Origin of the sequence: Enterocloster clostridioformis, assembly GCF_020297485.1 — a bacterium.
Lineage (GTDB): Bacteria > Bacillota > Clostridia > Lachnospirales > Lachnospiraceae > Enterocloster > Enterocloster clostridioformis.
Genome location: NZ_JAIWZC010000001.1, coordinates 2,744,856 through 2,765,188, shown reverse-complemented (window position 1 = coordinate 2,765,188; position 20,333 = coordinate 2,744,856). Strand labels below are relative to the sequence as shown.

Here is a 20,333-nt window from a genome sequence, read left to right as displayed (position 1 = left end):
TGAGTTGTAGAAATACATTTAACGATAAAGTATTACAAAATTCGACTGTAAAAAGGAATGTCTGCCATGAATATAGAGCGTCAGAAGCCTCGGGACGAGGCAATTGAGAAAATCGAAAATTTTATCATTCACAACCATTTAAAACCGGGTGACAGGCTTCCTTCGGAGCGGAGCATGTGCGACATGTGGGACTTCAACCGTTCCACCTTGAGAAGCGCCATCAAACAGCTGATTCTTGAGGGGAAAATCTACAACAAAAACGGATCGGGCACCTATGTGTCCGGCGAGAAGCTGGTGCGAAACCTGCAGGATGCGGACGGTTTTTACCAGACCGTAAAGCGGTCGGGGCGCGAGATCACCACCAGAGTGGTCCACATGGATTTCTGTGAAACCCCGAAAAACATCGGGCGGAAGATGAAGCTCCCTCTGGGGCACAAGCTGTTCCGCCTGGTGCGCGTCCGCTCTCTGGATCAGGTTCCGGTGATGATTTCCACCGCCTACCTGGACGCGGAGCGTTTTGCCGGGATCGAACAGCTGGATTTTGAGAACAGTTCCCTGTACAGCCTGCTGAAGGACCACTACGGCGTGGAGGTCTCGGGCGGACACGAGAAGCTGAGCATCACCTACTGCGATGCCCAAGAAGCCGAATACCTGGAAATGCAAGAGGGCGCCCCTGTGATCTATCAGTCCGGCGTGACCATGGATGAGCAGGACGTTGTATTCGAGTATTTTAAGGAGATTACCCGCTCGGAGTACATCTGCTTTGCCAGCGAGCTGACGAGGCGTTAGGATGGCAGCGCAGCCGCGCTGTACGGCAGAGCGGAATTAGGGAGGTATAAACATGAAGTTAGCTGCAGTTGGCGATAACTGTATGGACGTATACGAAAATATCGGAAAAGCATATCCCGGCGGAAACCCCGTCAATGTGGCCGTGTACTTTGTGCGGCTGGGGGAAGAATCCTCCTACACGGGAGTGGTCGGAACCGACCAGTACGGAAAACTGATGAAGGAAAAAATTGCGGAAAAGGGCGTTGACGTCTCCCACATCCGCTTTATGGAAGGCAGCACGGCGATCACCCATGTGGAGCTGGTTGACGGAGAGCGCGTGTTCGGCGAGTACGAGGAAGGCGTTTTGGCGGACTTCAAGCTCACGGAGGAGGAGATCGATTTCCTCTGCAGCCATGATATGGTGGTGACCGGCCTCTGGGGGAATGTTCACGACGACCTGGCGAAGATCAAGGCCAGAGGCGTGAAGGTGGCCTTTGACGCGGCTACCCGCCCGGACGATCCGGCGGCGGTTACCGCAATCCCCTCCGTGGATTACCTGTTCTTTGCCACGGACGACGGCGACACCCCTGAGCTGCGCGAGACCATGAAACAGATCAAGGCCAGAGGGCCCAAGCTGGTGATCACCACCCTGGGCGACAAGGGTAGCATTGCCTACAACGGCGAGACATACACCACCTTTGGCATCATCCCCTGCAATGTGGTGGATACCATGGGGGCTGGAGACAGCTTTATCGCCGGGTTTCTGAAAGGTATTTTAGAGGAAAAACCGGTTGAGGAGTGTATGAAAATGGGCGCGACTAATTCCAGCGTGACGCTGGAGTACAACGGCGCCTGGTAAGAAGCGTAAAGGAGGTTATTGCGTTGGCAAAAACGGCAGAGGTTTCCTACAATGCACCGATCTATCTGCAGCTCAGAGAGGTGGTGCGCTCAAAAATTGAGGACGGGGAGTATGCGCCCGGAACGGCGATCCCCTCGGAGAATGTATTGGCCAGCACATACGGAATCAACCGTCTGACCGTGCGCAGCGCCATCGACGCCCTGGTGAACGAGGGTCTGTTGAAGCGTGTGCAGGGCAAGGGCGTTTACGTGGTGGCGCAGATCGAGCGCGACTTAGAGGTGCTGGGCGGGTTCACACAGACCATGAATGCGAAGAATGTGGAAACCTGGAGGAAAACCCTGTCAAAAGGCCAGCGCAGAGCCGGAGAGAAGTACGCGGCGATCTTTGGCATCGCCCCGGAGGATATGCTGTACTATATCAGACGGCTGGACTATGCGGACGATGAACCCATCGCCATCGAGGAGATCTACATCCCCTACAACCTGGTCCCCAAGATGGAGGGCATCGACCTGTCCGTGTTCAGCATGTACGAGATCTACAAATTTTACGGCATCAACCCCGTGCGGGCCTGGCAGACCCTGGACCTGGTCCAGCTGACCCAGTCCGATGCCCGGCTGATCAATATCAACAAGGAACAGACGGTTTTTTTGTTTGGCTGTACCACGTACGACGACCACAACCGCGTGATTGAATATTCCAAGTCCTATACGCGGGGGGACAAATGCAACTTTACGGTACATTTTCATAAATAGAGGAAGGAAGCAATTAGTGATGTTAAAATTTGACGAGCAGAAACAGATTGACAGTGTTAACGGCGCTTTGGCGCTGAGACCGGAGATCGAGAAGGTGGTGGATGAGATCCAGAACCGCGGGTTCGACGGAATCTTTTTCATTGGCATCGGCGGAACCTGGGCTTCCAGCATGCAGGTTGAGGTCTACATGCGGGGCAGCAGCTCCATTCCGGTATACGTGGAGAACGCGTCGGAATTTCTGACCACCGGCAACAAACGCTTTACCAAGGACTCCATCGTGATCTTTTCCTCCGTGACGGGCAGCACCGCTGAGATGGTGAAGGCCGTTGACAAGGCCCACGAGATCGGGGCCAAGGTGTTCGGCTTCATCGACAAGCCCGATGCCCCCATGGTGAAACAGTGCGACTGGTGCATCTCCTATCCCATGAACGAGCAGCTGAAGTTCTACATGGTGGCCAACCGCCTGATGTACAACAACGGCGAGTTCCCGGAGTACGACCAGTATAACGCGGAGATGGAAGCCCATCTGGCCCAGGACCTGGTGGATGTGGAGAAGGAAGCCGATGAGTGGGCGGCTGAGTTTGCCAGAAAGAAATACGAGTATGTCAAGGCCCACCCGGATATGCCCCACTACTTTGTGGGCAGCGGCAACCAGTGGGGAGCCACCTATTCCTACGCCATGTGCTACTGGGAGGAACAGATGTGGATCCGCACCAAATCCATCACCTGTCCGGAATTCTTTCACGGCATGCTGGAGATCGTGGAGGCCGAGACACCGGTTACCCTGTTTATCGGCGAAGATGAGCAGCGTCCCCTGGCGGAGCGCGTGAAGAACTTCCTGCCCAGAATCTGCAAGAACTACAACATTATCGATACCAAGGACTACGAGTTAAAGGGAATCAGCGAGGCGTTCAGAGGTTCCATCTCCCACCTGGTGATGCACGCAGTGAACAACCGCGTGGACGCTCATATGGAAGCAGAGCTGTGCCACCCGCTGGAGATCCGCCGCTACTACCGTCAGCTGGATTATTGATTAAAAACGATATAGCGAATCGTAAATGAAAAGCGAAAAGCGGGAAGTGCATGCCTTTGACTCTCCCGCTTTCGTTTTACCGGAATTTCGAAAAAATTGGGGAAATAAGGAGAATATGACTATGCTTTGGACTGAAAAAATGTTTGGGGTTAAGAAACCGATTATCACCATGCTGCACTTGGATCCCCTGCCGGGCGATCCCCGTTTCCACTACGGCGACACCATGGAGCGGGTGGTGGAGCACGCCAGAGCGGACTTACACGCGCTGCAGGAGGGCGGAGTGGACGGAATCATGTTCAGCAACGAGTTCAGCCTGCCCTACGAGCGCCACATGAGCTTCATCACCCCGGCCGCCATGGCCCGCGTGATCGGCGAGCTGAAATCCGAGATCCGCGTGCCCTACGGCGTGGACTGCATCTCCGACGGCCAGGCGAGTATCGAGCTGGCGGCGGCAGTGGATGCCAAGTTCATCCGCGGAACCTTCTCCGGCGTGTACGTGGGCGACGGCGGCTTCTACAACAACGATTTCTCCAGCCTGCTGCGCCGCAAGGCAGCGCTGTACCTGGATGACCTAAAGATGCTCTACTTCATCAACCCCGAGTCCGACCGCAGCATGGACACCAGACCCCTGGTGGACATTGCCAAATCCACGATTTTCAAGGCTCACCCGGACGGGCTGTGCATCTCCGCCAACGCGGCCGGCCAGGACGTGGACGACGAACTGATCGCCAGCGTGAAGTCGGGAGCTCCGGACGTGGTGGTGCTGTGCAACACCGGCTGCCGCCCGGACACCATCGAGCGCAAGCTGACCACTGCGGATGCGGCTGTGGTGGGTACATATTTTAAGGAAGGCGGAAAGCTGGAGAACGACAAGCTGGAGAACGTGCGGGTGGATGTCAACCGCGTGAAGGAGTTCATGGACGTGGTGTTCAAGTTCCGCGAGACCCTGTAATCCATCGCCGGGATTCACGGCAATGATCCCTTTGCGGTGAAAAGTAGAAATATATGAACCAGTATCTTATGGGGATTGACAACGGCGGGTCGGAGATCAAGTGCGCCATATTGGGCCTGGACGGGAAGGCGAGCGTGGTTGTCGGACGCCGCCTGCCCATCTCGGTGTCGGCGCCGGGTTACACGGAGCGGGATACCCTCCAGGTGTGGGAGGCCAACGCGGACGCCATCCGGGAGGCCATTGAGAAGGCGGGCATATCCGAAAGCTAAATCCGGGCCGTGGGTCTGACTGGTTACGGCAACGGCCTCTGCCTGGTGGACGGGAAGGGGGAGCCGACCTGTAACTGCATCGTGTCCACGGACAGTCGGGCTGCGGAGTACTGCCGGCGTTTTGCCGAGAGCGGGCCATCTACCCCATGACCTGCCAGACCATCTGGTCCGCGCAGCCCGCGGCTGTTCAAAAAGCGAACGAAGCTATCCACCACATAAATCCTCGACCGGCAGGAATTGTTTGTTTCCGTGTCCCTCTGGTGGCACCAGCCATCAACCATTTCCCGGGACAGCACGGTATCCCCCGGATAGTTTTCATGGCAGAAACGGTCAAACAGCATCAGGTTCTCCTCATAGGAAGAGTCATTCCAGCGCTGTGACGCCTGCCGGTACCGGATAAAATGATGTATCTGTGGGGCGAGGAAGGAGCAGAACTCTTTCATAAGGAAAACACCTCCTTCGCCAGCGGGAAAGCTTCTATGCTTAAAGCACACTCTTTTAAATGCACAAAGTCCGCCCTCAGGTAAGGCTCAAGGGAATCCGGGGCTGTATGCCCCAATGTCTGTGTGATCACAGGCTGGGGAACGCCGTTCTCCAGCAGGGATGAGGCGAGGTTATGTCTCAAAAAATCCAAACTTTTGGATTTTCTGCGCCATCCATTCGCTTCTCTAACTATCCTACTCCCTCATAAGGATTCTGTTTCCCTTACGGGTTACTTACCATTTCTGGACTTATAAGGGGTTATCCCTCTTAATCAAACTGAACCTGTCCTGTTTAGGATACTTCTATAAACCGGAGTGGCTGACCGAAGTCCGCTGTCTTGTAAAAGTCTTGGTTCATGACTTTCACCACCACTCATCCCATTTTGGGTCATACGCACCGATGAGTAGGAATATCCCAAGACAGTGGGATAGTTGTATATCAACAATTCAATTTGACCCTTTAGGGTCGCACAAACCAGTAGTGACCTGTTGGTCAAGACCTAACACTGCCTGTTTCTTCTCATTCTGAGCTGCAAGCTCCAGCATCCATGCTTTGGCACTTGCAAAGGCTTCCATACTGTTACTGAATTCAAAAGCACCTTTGCTTATTTCCCTTCCTCTGGAATCTATCGCTCTGATATAATGAGTTTCACTTACCATTCGTTTCCAAATCTCTCCATGTAGAAGATTTAAGTTCCTGTTCGATTACTTGTATTTTCTTCCTGATTTCCTCCTGTGATAAAACATTTGTTGCAAAATCTGTTGTTACTACGTGCTTTTTTGTCCTTCTTGCTTTACCATTCATCTTAGATACCTCTCGTGTTTTAGATTTTTACCAACTGTCCGGGTCAGTAATAATCTAGATTTACTTGAGGTATTCTTTTTGGTCAATTCCCTTTACTCTTTAAAGTATACAGGAAGCTCCTTGTATTTTTCTGCTTTCTACAGTGCAGCATAAGATTTTCTTTTTGGTAAACAGGTTTAGGCATCCGGGGACTCCCCTTTTAGCCAGTCTGTCCAGACAGAGTAATACTTTCCGAGCAGGTGGGAGCCATCGGTGGAATAGCTGGTCTTCAGAGCGCCGTTTTCATCATCGAAAATGCTGTTGACATTGATATAGCAGCAATCGCTGTTTTCTGCGATAGCTCTGATGCCACTGTTTATCTGGTTAATTTTTTCATTGGTATAGGTACTGCCGAAGGAGGACTTTTCGGCAGTCACGTGGAGGTTGGCTTCCAGCACAATCACAGCGTTCGGCTGACGGGTCTTGATGGTGTCCACGACAGACCGGTATTTCCGGATAATACTGCTGTAATCGTAGCCCAGTTCGTTGATGCCCAGCATCAGATATATGGTGTGGTATTGCTGTTGGAAAAGGACTTCTTCCAGATCCTGTTTTTTGCCGCTTTTGGTCCTTACGGTAGATTCAAACAGGTTGAACACACTCATCCCGGAGTTGGCAAAAATCTCGGCGTTTCCTAAATCGCCATATTCGGAAAGCCCCACAGTCCTGGAGTCGCCGATGAACAGGACGCCGGTGAAGTCAGGGTTTGGGGGGATATAGCCGGGCCCCACGGAGGTAGCAGCGGGAGTTTGCGGTGCAGAAGTTGCTGGTCCCGGTGTGGCGTCTATGCTGTCGGAAGAGGAAGCTTCCATGGAAACGCTTTCTGAGGAATCGTTTTTATGAGCAGAATGTTTTGGAACCACAGGAGCAGTACCGTGGATGGCCGGATCCTGCGGACGTTTATTTTCAGCTTGGCTTGTTTCCGGGAGGTCATATTTTCCGGCAGAAAGCTCTGCGTCGATGTTTTCAGTCGTTTCCTGACCATTGCTGCATACCCGGACGAAGGCAGAAGTAACAATGCCGTAAACTGAGGCGGGCAACGTAGACGCGATGGCTGAGATAAGAAGGCTGAAGGCCAGAAGTGAGGTATACCAGTATTTCTTCATAGTCGTAATCTCCTAATTTAAAATCGGAAGTACAAAAACGGATCGTCCGCGCCCATTTTCATAAAGTAAACGCAGAGCCAGAAAACGGCTAGTACAGCATTGCTTAAATATCAGTGATTAAATTACTAATGGTATCCCGGCATATGTCCACTTAAATGGGTGTGCTGTAAGATTGTATTGTTCAATAAAGCGCAGGATGCTTGCTTCCAGTTCTTCTATTGATAGGTAGCTTTTCCGCTTCAGCAGCTTCCGGTTAATGATGCCAAACCATATCTCAATCTGGTTCATCCAGGAACTGTGTTTCGGAGTATAGACAAAGCGGATCCGGTGGGAAGGGTCATGCAGGAAATCCGCTCGGCTTTCCATACTTTTAAGGATCCCTGTTTTCCCTTTTTTGCCCAGTTCCACGCCAAGGGCACAGGCTTCTGCCACAAAGCGGACAAGGGCTTCCGATTTATGGGTGTTTAGGCCATCGCATATAAATGTCCATGGGGCTTGCGGGTCTGTCCCTACCAATGCTTTCACGGCTTCCACAAAATCCTCTTCTGTGCGTGTGGAGTTTAAATACGGCATTTCCATACGGCCCGTTGCAACATCAAAGAACCCGATGAGGCTGGTCGTGCCATGGCGGATATACTCAAACTCCATTTTGGCGCACTGGCCGGGTAATGGGAGCTTGTCAGGATATTTATGTTCCAGCGCTTGTACCCCGGTCATTTCATCCGTGGAAACAATGTGTGCACCTTCCCGGCTTTGTTCCTGGGCACTCTGGTACAGGCCGCAGATTTCGTTTACTTTCCGCGCAAAAGATTCCGGGGCTTCCGTCTTTTCCGAAGAATGAAGCCAGTAACGGATTTTGTGGGGATGTAAATCTACCTCATTTTTAAAAAACGGCTGACAGATTTCTCAGAAATCTGTTCAGCGATCCCCTGCTTTTTAATTTCTGCCACTAACAGCGGGAGACTCCACTGGCTTACTTCGTACCCAAAATCATTTGGGCTGCTGCAGGCAAGGTCGATGATCCGCATGATCTGGTCCGGCGTAAAAACAGACGGGGCACCGGGGCGTTTTTTATCGGACAGGACTGCCCGTATCTCATCTTCAAGCTTTTTCGGGTCGTCCATTTCAATCCTCCGCAAGGCTGGGAGCGCCGCGAGGAACCGACTGCGCCAGGTGGCAATATTATTATAATGAAGCCCGACCTGTGGTGCAATATTCTGGTTGAGTTCCCCCTGTGACGCAAGCAGGACAATGCTGGCTCTTTTGACCAGTCCTGACGGAAGGGAGCGGCTTTTTGAAAAAGCAGATAATATGTTTTTCATGGCATCAGATAAAACCGGGATAGTATCAATTGTTTTCCTTCGCATAATAACCCATCCATTCTTTAGTGATAGAATTATTATGCACCGACTACAATAAAAAAGCAACGTCTATTCATTATTATTTTGGCAATGCTGTACTAGTAGGATTACCGCAGTCAGAAAGGAGCGCTTCCACTGTTTGTATAGTTTACGAGGCAGCTGTGTCATAAAGATTAGGCTGAGAGTCAAGGACAGCGCGTAAATCCGGCCATATTTCAGGAAATCTCCTGCAAAATAAAGAGACTGTTTTTCAGGAGCGAGAAAGGGGAACAGGCGCAGAAAATAAATTTTCATTTGCACCAGATCCGTCACTGCAAAGCTCAGCCAGGTCAGTGGGATGACCATCATCATATAGAGATGCCCGATTAGGGGACAGCCGTCCAGTAGATGTTTCAGCCCCATCTTCTCGATGAACATGAGCAGGAAAATGACACTTCCCCATAGGATAAAATTCCAGCTTGCCCCGTGCCAGAATCCGGTCAGCAGCCAGACCACTAGCATATTGCGAATCGTTGCGCCTTTGCCGCAGCGACTGCCGCCCAGTGGGATGTAGATGTAGTCCCGGAACCAACCGCCCAGGGTCATGTGCCATCTACGCCAGAATTCGGTCATGGACAGGGACAGATACGGATAGTTGAAATTATCCGGCAGAGAAAATCCCATCAATTGTCCAAGTCCCTTTGCCATCAGGGAGTAGCCATAAAAATCAAAGTAAATCTGAAAGCTGAATGCGGCCAGGCCCAGCCAGGCAAGGGGAGTGGAAATACTCTCATAGCCAATGGCGCCTACCTGGCTCCACAGCCGCCCAACCTGGTTGGCTAGAAGAACTTTGAGCCCCAGGCCAATCGTAAATTCCCGCAAGCCGCTTTCAGCATTTTTCAGGTTATGGCTGCGCCGGTGGATTTGCTTACGTACGGAAGCGTAAGTGACGATAGGACCAGCAATTAGCTGTGGAAACATGGTGATATACATGCCGTAGTTGATAAGGGAAGTTTCGTGAAAGGCATCTTTTCTGTAAACATCAGCGAGGTAGGAGATGGCTTGAAAGGTGTAAAAGCTGATTCCGACAGGCAGTGGAAGATCCGGAAGCCGGATGGAAAATCCAATCCCTATTTTTTGGAGGATCCAATTTAGATTTCCTGCAAAAAAGCCGGAATATTTAAATAGGAACAACCAGAACAGGTTATAGCAGATTCCGAATATCAGCCATTTTTTCCGGCGTTCAGGCCATCTGCGCCGTCCCAGCAGGAGGCCGATATGGTAATTTACCAGGACGGACAGCAGTAATAAGAAAAAGTACCAGGGCTCATTTTTTACGCCGTAGATGTAGAATATAAGGCTTCCGGCAAACAGAACGGCGTTTTTCCATTTTGCCGGACACATATAGTACAGCAGTAAAAACAGGGGCAGAAAGTGAAATAGGAAAACAAGGCTGCTGAAAACCATTTTTCATTCCTCCAGTAAGTACAGTATGGGGCTCATTTAGATTAGACGGAGCGAGAAGTAAAAAGGTTTCATTAAAATGTAAAATTTTATATAGTACTATAGCGAACAACTTAGCAGCCTTTTACAATGCGATAGATATGTACAATGGTTTCTTTTTATGTAATAATAGACTATTTTCTGCAGACACAAGGAGTAGCCAGCTATACGTGGCAGGATGGGGAACCATCCCTTAGCGGTTTGGAATGTACAATAGTAAAAAAATAGTGACCCAATTATCTATCGGGCCACCACTCAGGGGTATTGGAAGTAAGCAAGGACTGCTGGAATTCTGTTGGAGGAATTCCGGTAGTCTTTTTAAATACCCGGCTGAAATAAAGAGGATCAGAGTAACCTACTAAGGGGGCAATGGTGGACAAGTTCATTGTATTGGTAGCTATGAGTTCTTTTGCTTTGTTGACTCGAAGTTCGGTCAGATAACGCATAGGTGCGACTCCCATACGTTTTTTAAATATGTGAGAAAAATATCCCACACTTAATTTGCAGTATTGAGCCATTAACTGTACATTCCAGTTTTCTTTGTACTTTTGATTAAGCTGCATAACGAGGCAATCGATAGAAAAGTCATTTCCTAAAGGAGAAAGAATCTGTTGATGTGCCCGGGCTATGATAGCAAGTATTTGAAGAAAATTGCTTAAAACAACATCTTCCCAAAATGTCTTTTTCAGTTGTAATTCCATGATAGTCTCTTGGAAAAGGGTTTTTAACAGGGGGTGTTCTCCAATATAAAAGTTATGGAGGTTATACTTCTTAATGATATTCTTACAGTCATAGCCGGTGAAATGAATCCAGTAAATTTCGGGATGGTCTTTGGCGAAATAGGAATAGGTTTGGGGTTCTTGCGGTTGAAAGAGAAGAATATTTCCAGCCCCCAATGCTTTCCATTCCTTATTTAGATAATAGTGTCCGGCCCCCTTGTGGATATATATGAGCTGATAATCGACTCTGCCTGCGGAACGGTTCTGAGAGTAATCTTTTGTTTTGAAAATCTGCATTCCACAACAGTTGATAGACAGTGGACTAGAGTAGTCTGCGAAGCCGGTTGTGCGTCTTTCGTTTCTTAGGTGACCTGAAACATTTATCATAATACTTCCTTCTTCCTTATAATAAATCTCTTCTGCTAAAAAATATAACAGATAAAAACAGAATTGTCCATGTAAAACTTATGATTGGATATGGGAATACAGCTCTATACGCACTATACTGGTGTCGTAAATAAGCAGAATCATTCATGATAAACTTAATTAACAGAGGAGGCGGCAAGTGAAAAGACAATGTATTTTTTTGATGACAGACACAACCAGGAAAGATATGGTTGGCTGTTATGGTAATCCAAAGATGAAAACACCGAATTTGGACCGTTTGGCTGAAGAGGGAATCCGTTACGAGAATGCATATACCTGTCAGCCGGTATGCGGCCCGGCCAGAAGTGCAATCTTTACAGGGACGTTTCCGCATACAAACGGCATGGTAACCAATAGTATCGCTATGGGAGATAATATAAAGACGATAGGTCAGAGACTTAGTGATAATAATATTGAATGTGGCTATATTGGGAAATGGCATCTGGACGGTTCGGATTATTTTGGAAACGGACATTGCCCGGAAGGTTGGAATCCAGACTACTGGTATGACATGAAAACATATTTAGATGAGTTGAGTGATGAAGATAAAGTAAAATCCAGAGATTCGAAAGAATCATATAAAATAGACTTTTCAGAAAAGTTTACTTACGCATATCGGTGCTCAGAGCGTGCAATTAAATATCTGGAGACATATAAAGATAAGGACTTCTTTCTGAGTGTGTCCTATGATGAGCCTCATGGTCCATCCCTCTGCCCGGCTCCGTTTAATCACATGTATGATGGATTTAAGTTTGATGATTGTCCGAATTTTCAGGATGACCTTTCTAAGAAACCATTTATGCAGCGTCTTTGGGCAGGAAAAAAACTGCATGCCGCAAAAGACGAGATTAATAAGTCTTCTGATGGCCTATCTTTATTCCTGGGCTGTAATTCTTTTGTGGATTATGAGATTGGACGGGTACTCGATAAGATTAAAGAGGTAGCGCCGGATGCAATGGTAATCTTTACATCTGACCATGGAGATATGCTTGGGGCACATAGATTGTTCTCAAAAAATGCGGCAGCGTACAAAGAAGTAGCAAACATCCCGTTAATCATCAAGGGGGGTGCAAGTGGGTGCGTGGAAGATGCAATGGCATCCCATATTGATATTGTTCCGACCATAATGGATTATTTTGGACTTCCTATTCCAAAGCTGCTGGAAGGTAAAAGCATGCTTCCGCAGATTTATGATACATCCAAAGAAATCAATGATGTGGTATATACAGAGTTTACCAGATATGAGATTGACCATGATGGGTTCGGCGGGCTGCAGATTATGAGAGCAGCAATATCCAAACGATATAAGCTGGTGATTCATCTGCTGGACAGTGATGAGTTCTATGACTTGGAAAAAGATAAATATGAGATGAATAACCTGATTAACGATGAAAATTATGCAGAGGCCAGAAATGCCATGCATGAAAGATTGATTGAACATATGAATAACACCAGAGATTTATACAGGGGTTATCAGTGGCGCATGCGGCCATGGAGGAAAGATTTTGTACCAGACTGGGATAATGAGGGGTATACAAGACAGAGAGAGAATGAAGAATATGAGCCTCGGCAATTGGATTATGATACGGGACTTCCGATGGAATCCGCAACCAGGAAAAAGAAGTTATAGGGAAGGGAGACGGGGGATTATGGAATCGAACACAATAGAGCTTGAATTAAGAGTTCAGAAGAGAAAAAGAAAAGATAAGTTAGTGTTAAATGCGTGGTGCTGGCTTTTTATGGCTGCGGCGGTTATCTTTTATATTCTATTTCAGGGTTATCCGATTGTCTGCAGTATTGTGTATTCGTTGCTTGACTGGTCGGGATTAACACGGACAGCACGATTTGTGGGGTTGTCAAATTATAAGGAATTGCTTACAGATAAGCTGTTTTGGAATGCTTTTTTAAATAGTATTAAATATACAGTTATGATTGTTCCGTTGGAATTGGCCGTATCGCTTATTCTTGCTTATTTGCTTAACGATGAGAAATTAAAGGGTCGTGGAGTTTACCGTACCATGTATTTTATTCCTGTTGTTACTACGGCATCTGTGGTTGGTATTATCATGATTTTTATTATGGGAGTGCAGGGACCGGTTAATCACATTTTAATGAGCTTTCATCTTTTGAGGAAACCAATTAATTTTCTTGGAAATGCTGCTTGGGCAATGCCGTCGTTAGTGCTGATTTCGCTTTGGAAAGATTGCGGAACATACATGATTTATTGGCTTGCAGGCCTGCAAGGTATTTCAAAGGATGTATATGAAGCGGCGACAGTAGATGGAGCAAATCGGGTACAGATGTTTATTCATATTGTCCTTCCTTTGATTGCTCCGGTAGGGGGAGTGATAGCAACTTTATGTGTAATCAATTCTTTGAAGGTTTTCGATATTGTAAAAACAATGACAGAAGGTGGACCTTATTATGCAACGGATGTAATTGCAACTTATGTTTATCGCTCTGCATTTTCAAGTGAAATCGGGATGCCAAGGCTGGGATATGCCAGCGCTGCAGCACTTTTCTTCGGAGCAGTGGTAATTGTTGTGGGTGTGATTTTGAATGGAGTCAAAGTACATCTAGATAAGAAAAATTGATGATAAGGAGAGGTTATGAGTTGGGTAAAAAAAGGAATAAACCATTTGGTATTGCTGGCAATCGGGTTGATTTGGGTCTATCCGTTTCTTTGGATGATTTCCGCATCATTTAAGAGTCAGAACGAGTTTTTTAATAATCGTTTAGGCTTGATTCCACAAGCACCGACATTGGATAATATTAAACGTATTTGGGTAAAAGCTAATTTTGGCAGTTATTTTTTGAATACGGTAGTTGTGACGTGCTTTGCTGTAGTGTTGGTTCTGATTATTACGATGCTTGCCGGTTATGCAATGGGGCGTTATAAATTTGTGGGAAGAAACTTGATGATGGGAATTTTTGTGGGCAGCATTGCAATCCCGTTGGTCAGTACCATTATTCCCACATATGAAGTGGTAAAGGGTATGCATCTGACGGGAACCAAAACAGGTTTGGTTCTTGCACAGGCCGGTGGAGCGCATGTGATTTTCTTAATGCTGTTTACAAGCTTTTTTGCCTCTATTCCAATGGAATTGGAAGAAGCAGCTAAAATTGATGGATGCAGTTTCTTCAGAATTTTCTTTAATATTATGATGCCTTTGTGCAAACCGATTGCAACGACTGTAGTAATTATGGAGACGATTTGGACTTGGAATGCATTTATGCTTCCGTTGGTATTGACTTTAAACAATCCTGCTTCGAGAACACTGGCGGTTGGACTTTATGCATTTAAAGGCGAAAATACTGTAGATTGGACTGGAATTGCAGCGGGCGGTACGATTGCGGTTATTCCCGTTATCATTCTGTTCATCATCCTTCAACGCCATTTCGTGGAAGGAATTGCAGGTGCAGTAAAGAGTTGACAAAAGAAGAATTTTAGATATTTAGGCAGAAAATAGTAGTAAAAATATATAAAACACTAACAAAGTGTGAAAGGAGTAGGACATGAAGAAGAGATGGGGGCAATGCGCTTTAGCAGCACTTTTGGCAGTAGCGGTCACTACAGGCTGTGCAATGCCTGCAATTCAGACGGATGAGAAGAAAGAAAAATCATCAGTGCGTAATTCGGGGACGGCAGGAGAAGTAGGTGATAAGGTAGTTTCAGCGGATCAGAATACGGATGGAAAAGTTACGATTCGCATTGTGGATTGGAGTGACGGATCTGCTCCGCAGAGAAAAGAATTTCATAAAAAGTATATGGAAGTTCATCCAGATATCAATATTGAGTATACACAGTTGACGGTAGATCAATTCAAGAATACGATTGTGACTATGATTAAATCTGGAGATGGTCCTGATCTTTTCCCGATTCCGGTGGGAATGACTTTGGATACAGCGCTTCAGGAGGATTGGTTTCAGCCGATTAATGATTATGTAATGGATAATTTTGCGGAAAAGTTCGATCCGAAATCGTTCAGTGAAGGTGTAACACATAAAGGAAATCAGTGGTATACGATTACGGAGCTTATGCCTACAATCCAGTGCCTGTTTTTCTATAATAAAGATGTGCTTAGCGCAGCGGGAGTAGATAAAATTCCGGAAACATATTCAGAATTTCGCGAAGCATGCAAAAAAATTACTAAATATGGAAATGGAAATGTTTACGGTTTGATTGATGGTGGAAAACAGATAAACCGTTTGGATGTTTTGACCAGATCAATGGCAGCAGCGGCAGGTGGCAAGATTGCGGCTACTCAGAAAGTATTGACGGATCAAGGAATGGCCCCATATGATACGGATGCGGTAAAAGGTGTAATGCAGTTATTTGCTCAGCTTGAAGATGACGGAAGCATTCATCCGGATACTGTAAATATCAGCGCACCGGAAGCGAGGGAACTGTTTGCTCAAGGACAGGCAGGATTCCTTTGCCAAGGAATGTGGTGCATTTCTCAATGGGGGATTAATGATCCGGATTTGAATTATGGAGTAATGGCTGTTCCGGTTCCTGATGGTGTGAAAGACACGTATGTGCAGCAGGGAGAGCTTTCCCCGTGGATGGGACTTTATAGCCAGTCCAAACATCCGCAGGAAGCGGTGGATTATCTGATGGCTCTTTATAGTGAGGAGTTTGGATATCAGTCCAGTTGCGTAGAGGATGGTGTGTTTGTATCAGTTATTCCTGAAATTAATGAACAGTATATGACAAACGCTATTATGAAGGACTACTATACGATTGCAAATGCAACAGCAAAGATAGTTCCGACAATAGCAAAGAGAGCTGAAAAGGCAAACGCATTTTATTCAGAAGTAAAAGATGTTCAGCCGAGCCTAGGGGCAATTATGCAGGGCGTGCTGAGTCGGAGCATTACAGATTATGATAGTGCACTGCGGAAACTTGCGGAAGATACTACGACAGAATGGAAGCGTGCGTGTGAAGCAGTGGGAATGGATTATAGAGAGTTGGAATTTGATAATTGGAATCTGGAAGAAGATTATACGGACGCTGATTATGAAGCATTAAAATAACAGATTGTGGCCTCCGCGATATTGTGGGGGCCATTTTGTACTCCGGCCTATTTAGGAGTATGAAAGTTTTTATTGGAATAGCTATCAAGCAGTAGGTCTTCTATGATAAAATCTATTATCATAAGGAGGCCTATTATTATGGCGAGAAGAGAAAAGCAACCTGTACACAAGGTAGTTATGACGGAGGGCAAAAGGCATGACCACCAGCCAGATATCCGACACGCTGATGGATATCTTATTCTGTCTGGGAGAACAAAGTGATCCGCAAGCTTGCCGCCTATGTCATCCTTGGCTTTACGCCGGAAGGGAAAAAGGAAGTTTTAAGTATACAAATCGGGAAAATGAGAGTTCCAAGTACTGGCTCTCTGTCCTGAATGAGCTGAAGAACCGCGGAGTGAAAGATATCCTCATCCTCTGTTCAGACGGACTCACGGGCATTAAGGAGGCCATATCGGCAGCATTCCCGAAGACGGAGCAGCAGCGCTGCATCGCGCATATGGTACGCAACACACTCAAATATGTCTCTGACAAAGACCGGAAAGCCGTCTCCACAGATCTGAAAACTATCTACCACGCTGCGAACGAGGAGAAAGCCCTGGAAGCGCTGGAGAAGGTGACAGAAAAGTGGACGCCGAAATATCCGAATTCTATGAAGCAAAAGTGGACGCCGAAATATCCGAATTCTATGAAGCGCTGGCACGACAACTGGGATGTTCTTCGGGAAGCCCTTCCTGGCAGTCGAACTCCACACTCATCCTGTCCAGTTCATGCAGGAGCCGTTCTTCTTCTCCAAACTTGAAACCCATCCGGTGCCGTTCCTCCACAATACCGTAAAAATGTGCTGCCAGGGGGCCGGTGAATGCCTTAATGTATGAAAGCCGCTGGGCTTACCGCGGTATGTAATCCCAGCATCGGACAGTGCTTTGTTTATGATATTGTGCTGGTTGCTTGTGATGGCAAAACTGTTATAAGGCGGAACATGCCGGACAAAAACATTTTTGCTTTCCGTGACGGAGCGTCCATTCTTTAGATAGTCAATGACTGCCCAGCCCACATCATCGGGGACAGGCAGTGTCAGCGGCTCCTTCGCCTTGTTCTGTATGATAGTCAGGGTGCACGCCTGCCAGTCAATGTCTGAAAGCTTCAGTTCCCGGATATCCCCTAAGCGCAGGCCAAGACGTGCTCGGTTCCTTGATATCGCCGTTTAGGAAAAGGAAACGAAAGTACATGCGTACCAGGCTGATTCTGCTGCGTACTGTGGAAGCGGACCAGCCAACCAGTGAATTGATGAACCGCTCTAAATGGGTGTAACTTACTTCTTCCGGAGCATGGATACCGATTGCGTCAAAGAAAAGGATAAGATCTTTGAGAATTGTTCTACAATGCTTCACATATCCATAACACACGCCATACTCCACTTTTGAGAGGAGGAGTTTTTCGGTACACTCCCGGCGCCGCACTTCCTTTCCCCGGACAGCCATTCCAGCCAGCCTTCGATATGCTGCTGGTCGAAGCACTCCGGGCTGAACTTATCCGGCGTGATGCCGCGCTGCGTTTCCAGGTATCCCATATACAGCGTAAGGGCAGTCCCGTAAGAATCCAGGGTATTGTCGCTGTTTGTCAGATGCGATGGCGCATACTCGGAAAGAAATTTGTTGATATAGTGCGCCAGTTCCAACGGCTCGGCAGTTTTATTCTTCATAGTCTGGCACCTCCGGTATGATGTCATCGAAACTGCCTTCGCTTTTTTCCTCGATGATGCCTGCCAGCGCAGGGACTATCGAATAATAATAGCGTGTGCTGTCCAGGGATGTATGCCCCATGCTCTTGCTCAGATAAAGCAGCTTGTCGATAAAGTCGAAGCCGGCGGAAATCCATGAGTTGGTGTTCTGTATTGCGTAATTGTGCCGGATAAAATCCAAACGTTTGGATTTTTAACGACATACATTTTGCAGCCGCTTATGTGCAGTTGTACACGACTATAAAGCAAGTCAAATGATTATGGGCCATTCCGATATAAGGATTACTATGGACGTATATAACCATTATTCAAGGAAGGATATAGATGTTATAATGGAGGTTCTTGAAGGAAGATTGAGAATCAATTGATATTTTTCTGTTTAGATTCCGGAAAATGTTGTAAGGTATCTATCAATCGGATATAATGAAAATAGATACAGTTGTGATATATCCCTAAAAAACAGAGAGGAAGTGGTATTTTGCAAAGCCAGACTCAAGATGTGCTTTTTCAGTATGTGAATAGAATACATGAGATATATGGGAGTGAATTAAAGGCCGTTATTTTGTATGGTTCCTATGCAAGGGGAGATTATACCGAATCCTCAGATATAGATATTATGATTCTGGTGGATTCAACGGAGGATACCATAAAACAGAAAGGGCGTATGGTTTCTGATATAACCTTTGATTTTAATCTGGACCATGACATTATGATTATGCCGATTGTAAAAAATGTAAATCATTTCCAGTACTGGCTTCCGGCTGACCCTTTTTATAAGAATGTGAAAAATGAGGGGGTCGAATTGTATGTCGCCCAATAGTGGTAATCCCAGGGACCTTGCTCTTCACCGTCTTACAGTTGCAAAGGAGGATTTGGCAACTGCAAAGGATGATTTTATCGGCAAGCATTTCAGAGCAGCTAATAACAGGGCGTATTATTCAATCTATCACTCAATTACAGCAGTATTAGCCTTGGAGCAGGTTGCTTTTAAGCGGCATAAGGACACAATTGCATATTTTAATAAAGAATACGTCAAGACAGAGAAATTTTCCAGACAGCTCGGCCGCAGGATTGGCAGGGCCCAGGAGATTCGTCACGCCAGTGATTATGACGAGTTCTATATCGCCTCCGTTGAAGAAGCCCAGGAACAAATTGACGCTGCCGAGTTAGTATTGAACGCAGTGGAGCAGTATGTGTCTTCCTTTGGAAAATAGCGGATTCTTTCCTGACTCCAATTTGACTCCATTTGTGGAGGAAAGGGTAATAAAATGTAATATGCTATAAGCTGCAAACAACGTAATTATGCGATTCTCAGTAAGTGGTAAAACATAGCGGGACAGTATGAAACACCCTTAATATAAGGGGAAGCAAGAAGTATTTTTAAGCGAATAGTGACGCAATTAAGGGCGCTCCGGCTTGGCTGGGGCGCCTTTTGACACCAATAAATATCGAAGAAAATGAATTATTAATCCCTGGCAGATGTGAAAGGTATCTTCTGTCAGGGATTTTTTCAGGGTTGCATTGAAGGATATTTTATCGGTTCCTTTTGATACGTTCAATTAAACCAATCATTAGTTGAATATCATCATCGGATAGGGTGTAGATATAATCCATCGCTCTTTTTTGGAGAGGGGAATATTCCCGGTCCTCATTAAAAAACTCCATGGGCGTTACGTCAAGATATTCGCAGATATAAAGGAATTCACCCATGGAAGGAAGGGAACGTCAAGAGGTTATGCTTCGGATATAGCTGGTACTGTGACAAGATCCAGGCTCATTTTGCGTTCAGAGATATTTCTGGCCTCACGGAGCTGTGTGATGCGGTTGCATATATATTGTTCATCCATGTAACCCACCTCCTGTGTGAGTAATCATAATTCATAATAAGTTGCATAACGAGCGATTATAACGCTTAAATCTGTTAAAATACACGATAAAATCGCATATAATATCATTTTATAGGTGTTTACATTATGCGCACAGGAGGATGGAACATGCAGACCATGAAAAGCTTGATTAAGGAAATCGCTGGATGGTATGGAGTGGGTGATGAGGTGGTTAAGAGGGAGATGGAGTTAGCCATTATGGAGGCCTTCATGACTCCACAAAATGAGGAAGTGAGTAAACTTTAAAGCCGGATACCTCGGAGAGGGAAAATACCTACCCTGGAGGAATTCCTGCTTTACGTCATACAGGAAGTTCAAAATGAAACGAATGAAAAGGATGGCAGACAGGAATGTGGATCCGATTAAAATGAATTATTTCGAAACCATGGACTGGATTTTGTCCATGTTTAAAGGTGCAATTACTGTCGCTGCATATGGCTTGATTACTGTGAGGAGGGGACAGGGACACAATCATCCACGGATGAAGAACTGGTGCGTATGAATGATTACTGTCTATTGTCCGATTTTGTTGTGACGGAAAATTATATTATGACATGTATTGGGATAAATGCTCAATGTAATGCAAAATAATGCTTGAAATATGTGCCAAAAGACA

The 20,333-nt window shown here is 46.5% G+C and carries 29 protein-coding genes and 1 pseudogene; 16 read left to right on the top strand and 14 right to left on the bottom strand.

Annotated elements, in window-relative coordinates; all coding sequences use genetic code 11:
• Positions 1–66: 66 nt before the first annotated feature.
• The 6 genes from LA360_RS13925 to LA360_RS13900 all read left to right on the top strand — a co-directional run bounded on the left by LA360_RS13925 (position 67) and on the right by LA360_RS13900 (position 4,633).
• On the top strand, positions 67–789 hold the full coding sequence (locus tag LA360_RS13925; protein ID WP_065548476.1) for a GntR family transcriptional regulator: 723 nt from the start codon (positions 67–69) through the stop codon (positions 787–789).
• Between the two features lie 52 nt (positions 790–841).
• Complete coding sequence (frlD, locus tag LA360_RS13920) at positions 842–1,627, top strand: fructoselysine 6-kinase (RefSeq protein WP_065548475.1); 786 nt, start codon at positions 842–844, stop codon at positions 1,625–1,627.
• Positions 1,628–1,650: 23 nt separating this feature from the next.
• Complete coding sequence (locus LA360_RS13915; protein WP_089775845.1) at positions 1,651–2,379, top strand: GntR family transcriptional regulator; 729 nt, start codon at positions 1,651–1,653, stop codon at positions 2,377–2,379.
• A 19-nt stretch (positions 2,380–2,398) separates the two neighbouring features.
• On the top strand, positions 2,399–3,412 hold the full coding sequence (locus LA360_RS13910) for an SIS domain-containing protein (RefSeq protein ID WP_065548473.1): 1,014 nt from the start codon (positions 2,399–2,401) through the stop codon (positions 3,410–3,412).
• A 121-nt stretch (positions 3,413–3,533) separates the two neighbouring features.
• Positions 3,534–4,364: a BtpA/SgcQ family protein gene (locus tag LA360_RS13905; protein ID WP_089775847.1), complete on the top strand. Its 831-nt coding sequence runs from the start codon at positions 3,534–3,536 to the stop codon at positions 4,362–4,364.
• 68 nt (positions 4,365–4,432) lie between these two features.
• Positions 4,433–4,633 (top strand): FGGY family carbohydrate kinase, encoded by a 201-nt coding sequence (locus LA360_RS13900; RefSeq protein WP_160116337.1) that lies wholly within the window; start codon positions 4,433–4,435, stop codon positions 4,631–4,633.
• Positions 4,634–4,656: 23 nt separating this feature from the next.
• Here LA360_RS13900 and LA360_RS13895 read toward each other — a convergent pair whose 3' ends face one another.
• The 9 genes from LA360_RS13895 to LA360_RS13855 form a co-directional block, all read right to left on the bottom strand.
• Positions 4,657–5,076, bottom strand: coding sequence for a hypothetical protein (locus tag LA360_RS13895; RefSeq protein ID WP_174713920.1), 420 nt, complete (start codon positions 5,074–5,076; stop codon positions 4,657–4,659).
• Positions 5,073–5,258 carry a site-specific integrase gene (locus LA360_RS13890; protein WP_160116336.1) on the bottom strand — a complete coding sequence of 62 codons (186 nt, stop codon included), beginning with the start codon at positions 5,256–5,258 and terminating at the stop codon, positions 5,073–5,075. The genes LA360_RS13895 and LA360_RS13890 overlap by 4 nt, the downstream gene beginning before the upstream one ends.
• 304 nt (positions 5,259–5,562) lie before the next feature.
• Complete coding sequence (locus LA360_RS13885; protein ID WP_174713919.1) at positions 5,563–5,775, bottom strand: hypothetical protein; 213 nt, start codon at positions 5,773–5,775, stop codon at positions 5,563–5,565.
• Complete coding sequence (locus LA360_RS13880; protein WP_174713918.1) at positions 5,765–5,920, bottom strand: hypothetical protein; 156 nt, start codon at positions 5,918–5,920, stop codon at positions 5,765–5,767. Before LA360_RS13880 ends, LA360_RS13885 begins: the two co-directional genes overlap by 11 nt.
• 176 nt (positions 5,921–6,096) lie before the next feature.
• Positions 6,097–7,065: a GDSL-type esterase/lipase family protein gene (locus LA360_RS13875; RefSeq protein WP_112482069.1), complete on the bottom strand. Its 969-nt coding sequence runs from the start codon at positions 7,063–7,065 to the stop codon at positions 6,097–6,099.
• 117 nt (positions 7,066–7,182) lie between these two features.
• Positions 7,183–7,800 carry a transposase gene (locus LA360_RS13870; protein WP_225537719.1) on the bottom strand — a complete coding sequence of 206 codons (618 nt, stop codon included), beginning with the start codon at positions 7,798–7,800 and terminating at the stop codon, positions 7,183–7,185.
• A gap of 137 nt (positions 7,801–7,937) precedes the next feature.
• Positions 7,938–8,432: a helix-turn-helix domain-containing protein gene (locus tag LA360_RS13865; protein ID WP_112482068.1), complete on the bottom strand. Its 495-nt coding sequence runs from the start codon at positions 8,430–8,432 to the stop codon at positions 7,938–7,940.
• A 63-nt stretch (positions 8,433–8,495) separates the two neighbouring features.
• The gene (locus LA360_RS13860; protein WP_225537767.1) at positions 8,496–9,809 is read right to left on the bottom strand and encodes an MBOAT family O-acyltransferase; all 1,314 of its coding nucleotides are present in this window, start codon (positions 9,807–9,809) and stop codon (positions 8,496–8,498) included.
• 335 nt (positions 9,810–10,144) lie between these two features.
• Positions 10,145–11,014 (bottom strand): AraC family transcriptional regulator, encoded by an 870-nt coding sequence (locus tag LA360_RS13855; RefSeq protein WP_022203489.1) that lies wholly within the window; start codon positions 11,012–11,014, stop codon positions 10,145–10,147.
• A gap of 178 nt (positions 11,015–11,192) precedes the next feature.
• Here LA360_RS13855 and LA360_RS13850 point away from each other — a divergent pair, with 178 nt between their 5' ends.
• From LA360_RS13850 to LA360_RS13830, 6 genes and pseudogenes are all read left to right on the top strand, one after another.
• The gene (locus tag LA360_RS13850) at positions 11,193–12,683 is read left to right on the top strand and encodes a sulfatase-like hydrolase/transferase (protein ID WP_022203490.1); all 1,491 of its coding nucleotides are present in this window, start codon (positions 11,193–11,195) and stop codon (positions 12,681–12,683) included.
• Between the two features lie 19 nt (positions 12,684–12,702).
• The gene (locus tag LA360_RS13845; RefSeq protein ID WP_002584893.1) at positions 12,703–13,647 is read left to right on the top strand and encodes a carbohydrate ABC transporter permease; all 945 of its coding nucleotides are present in this window, start codon (positions 12,703–12,705) and stop codon (positions 13,645–13,647) included.
• 15 nt (positions 13,648–13,662) lie between these two features.
• Positions 13,663–14,487 carry a carbohydrate ABC transporter permease gene (locus tag LA360_RS13840; RefSeq protein ID WP_002584894.1) on the top strand — a complete coding sequence of 275 codons (825 nt, stop codon included), beginning with the start codon at positions 13,663–13,665 and terminating at the stop codon, positions 14,485–14,487.
• A gap of 82 nt (positions 14,488–14,569) precedes the next feature.
• A complete protein-coding gene (locus tag LA360_RS13835) occupies positions 14,570–16,090 on the top strand; it encodes an ABC transporter substrate-binding protein (protein WP_002584895.1) in 1,521 nt (506 codons plus the stop codon).
• A 138-nt stretch (positions 16,091–16,228) separates the two neighbouring features.
• The gene (locus LA360_RS29720) at positions 16,229–16,351 is read left to right on the top strand and encodes a hypothetical protein (RefSeq protein WP_257789082.1); all 123 of its coding nucleotides are present in this window, start codon (positions 16,229–16,231) and stop codon (positions 16,349–16,351) included.
• Positions 16,321–16,808, top strand: a pseudogene (locus LA360_RS13830) (IS256 family transposase); the annotation flags it as partial. The gene LA360_RS29720 and the pseudogene LA360_RS13830, both read left to right, overlap by 31 nt.
• A gap of 33 nt (positions 16,809–16,841) precedes the next feature.
• Here LA360_RS13830 and LA360_RS31360 read toward each other — a convergent pair.
• Genes LA360_RS31360 through LA360_RS13815 form a run of 4 tightly spaced genes read right to left on the bottom strand, consistent with a single transcriptional unit; the run spans position 16,842 to position 18,012 of the window.
• The gene (locus LA360_RS31360) at positions 16,842–17,222 is read right to left on the bottom strand and encodes a site-specific integrase (RefSeq protein ID WP_242857977.1); all 381 of its coding nucleotides are present in this window, start codon (positions 17,220–17,222) and stop codon (positions 16,842–16,844) included.
• The gene (locus tag LA360_RS31355; RefSeq protein WP_334291912.1) at positions 17,218–17,571 is read right to left on the bottom strand and encodes a site-specific integrase; all 354 of its coding nucleotides are present in this window, start codon (positions 17,569–17,571) and stop codon (positions 17,218–17,220) included. Before LA360_RS31355 ends, LA360_RS31360 begins: the two co-directional genes overlap by 5 nt.
• On the bottom strand, positions 17,478–17,792 hold the full coding sequence (locus LA360_RS13820) for a hypothetical protein (protein ID WP_022203493.1): 315 nt from the start codon (positions 17,790–17,792) through the stop codon (positions 17,478–17,480). Before LA360_RS13820 ends, LA360_RS31355 begins: the two co-directional genes overlap by 94 nt.
• Positions 17,782–18,012 carry a site-specific integrase gene (locus tag LA360_RS13815; RefSeq protein ID WP_057572864.1) on the bottom strand — a complete coding sequence of 77 codons (231 nt, stop codon included), beginning with the start codon at positions 18,010–18,012 and terminating at the stop codon, positions 17,782–17,784. The genes LA360_RS13820 and LA360_RS13815 overlap by 11 nt, the downstream gene beginning before the upstream one ends.
• Before the next feature lie 297 nt (positions 18,013–18,309).
• Between LA360_RS13815 and LA360_RS13810 the strand changes: the two genes are divergently transcribed.
• Entirely contained in the window at positions 18,310–18,651 is a 342-nt protein-coding gene (locus LA360_RS13810; RefSeq protein WP_022203494.1) for a nucleotidyltransferase domain-containing protein, read from the top strand.
• Complete coding sequence (locus LA360_RS13805; protein ID WP_022203495.1) at positions 18,638–19,045, top strand: HEPN domain-containing protein; 408 nt, start codon at positions 18,638–18,640, stop codon at positions 19,043–19,045. Before LA360_RS13810 ends, LA360_RS13805 begins: the two co-directional genes overlap by 14 nt.
• Positions 19,046–19,564: 519 nt before the next feature.
• On the opposite strand, the gene LA360_RS31345 is transcribed toward LA360_RS13805, so the two are convergent.
• Positions 19,565–19,678: a hypothetical protein gene (locus LA360_RS31345; RefSeq protein WP_022203496.1), complete on the bottom strand. Its 114-nt coding sequence runs from the start codon at positions 19,676–19,678 to the stop codon at positions 19,565–19,567.
• A 147-nt stretch (positions 19,679–19,825) separates the two neighbouring features.
• Between LA360_RS31345 and LA360_RS13795 the strand changes: the two genes are divergently transcribed.
• Together LA360_RS13795 and LA360_RS13790 are read left to right on the top strand one after the other, a co-directional pair.
• On the top strand, positions 19,826–19,963 hold the full coding sequence (locus LA360_RS13795; RefSeq protein ID WP_022203497.1) for a hypothetical protein: 138 nt from the start codon (positions 19,826–19,828) through the stop codon (positions 19,961–19,963).
• Positions 19,964–20,036: 73 nt separating this feature from the next.
• Positions 20,037–20,219 (top strand): hypothetical protein, encoded by a 183-nt coding sequence (locus LA360_RS13790; RefSeq protein WP_022203498.1) that lies wholly within the window; start codon positions 20,037–20,039, stop codon positions 20,217–20,219.
• The last annotated feature ends 114 nt before the right edge of the window (positions 20,220–20,333 follow it).

What these genes read in the sequence shown, in the direction of transcription:
- LA360_RS13925 (WP_065548476.1), top strand. Translation starts at nt 67, where the DNA reads ATGAATATAGAGCGTCAGAAGCCTCGGGACGAGGCAATTGAGAAAATC.
- frlD (WP_065548475.1), top strand. Translation starts at nt 842, where the DNA reads ATGAAGTTAGCTGCAGTTGGCGATAACTGTATGGACGTATACGAAAAT.
- LA360_RS13910 (WP_065548473.1), top strand. Translation starts at nt 2,399, where the DNA reads ATGTTAAAATTTGACGAGCAGAAACAGATTGACAGTGTTAACGGCGCT.
- LA360_RS13905 (WP_089775847.1), top strand. Translation starts at nt 3,534, where the DNA reads ATGCTTTGGACTGAAAAAATGTTTGGGGTTAAGAAACCGATTATCACC.
- LA360_RS13900 (WP_160116337.1), top strand. Translation starts at nt 4,433, where the DNA reads ATGGGGATTGACAACGGCGGGTCGGAGATCAAGTGCGCCATATTGGGC.
- LA360_RS13895 (WP_174713920.1), bottom strand. Translation starts at nt 5,076, where the DNA reads ATGAAAGAGTTCTGCTCCTTCCTCGCCCCACAGATACATCATTTTATC.
- LA360_RS13885 (WP_174713919.1), bottom strand. Translation starts at nt 5,775, where the DNA reads ATGGTAAGTGAAACTCATTATATCAGAGCGATAGATTCCAGAGGAAGG.
- LA360_RS13880 (WP_174713918.1), bottom strand. Translation starts at nt 5,920, where the DNA reads ATGAATGGTAAAGCAAGAAGGACAAAAAAGCACGTAGTAACAACAGAT.
- LA360_RS13875 (WP_112482069.1), bottom strand. Translation starts at nt 7,065, where the DNA reads ATGAAGAAATACTGGTATACCTCACTTCTGGCCTTCAGCCTTCTTATC.
- LA360_RS13865 (WP_112482068.1), bottom strand. Translation starts at nt 8,432, where the DNA reads ATGCGAAGGAAAACAATTGATACTATCCCGGTTTTATCTGATGCCATG.
- LA360_RS13860 (WP_225537767.1), bottom strand. Translation starts at nt 9,809, where the DNA reads ATGTGTCCGGCAAAATGGAAAAACGCCGTTCTGTTTGCCGGAAGCCTT.
- LA360_RS13855 (WP_022203489.1), bottom strand. Translation starts at nt 11,014, where the DNA reads ATGATAAATGTTTCAGGTCACCTAAGAAACGAAAGACGCACAACCGGC.
- LA360_RS13845 (WP_002584893.1), top strand. Translation starts at nt 12,703, where the DNA reads ATGGAATCGAACACAATAGAGCTTGAATTAAGAGTTCAGAAGAGAAAA.
- LA360_RS13840 (WP_002584894.1), top strand. Translation starts at nt 13,663, where the DNA reads ATGAGTTGGGTAAAAAAAGGAATAAACCATTTGGTATTGCTGGCAATC.
- LA360_RS13835 (WP_002584895.1), top strand. Translation starts at nt 14,570, where the DNA reads ATGAAGAAGAGATGGGGGCAATGCGCTTTAGCAGCACTTTTGGCAGTA.
- LA360_RS29720 (WP_257789082.1), top strand. Translation starts at nt 16,229, where the DNA reads ATGGCGAGAAGAGAAAAGCAACCTGTACACAAGGTAGTTATGACGGAG.
- LA360_RS31355 (WP_334291912.1), bottom strand. Translation starts at nt 17,571, where the DNA reads ATGGCTGTCCGGGGAAAGGAAGTGCGGCGCCGGGAGTGTACCGAAAAA.
- LA360_RS13820 (WP_022203493.1), bottom strand. Translation starts at nt 17,792, where the DNA reads ATGAAGAATAAAACTGCCGAGCCGTTGGAACTGGCGCACTATATCAAC.
- LA360_RS13805 (WP_022203495.1), top strand. Translation starts at nt 18,638, where the DNA reads ATGTCGCCCAATAGTGGTAATCCCAGGGACCTTGCTCTTCACCGTCTT.
- LA360_RS31345 (WP_022203496.1), bottom strand. Translation starts at nt 19,678, where the DNA reads ATGGATGAACAATATATATGCAACCGCATCACACAGCTCCGTGAGGCC.
- LA360_RS13795 (WP_022203497.1), top strand. Translation starts at nt 19,826, where the DNA reads ATGCAGACCATGAAAAGCTTGATTAAGGAAATCGCTGGATGGTATGGA.
- LA360_RS13790 (WP_022203498.1), top strand. Translation starts at nt 20,037, where the DNA reads ATGAAACGAATGAAAAGGATGGCAGACAGGAATGTGGATCCGATTAAA.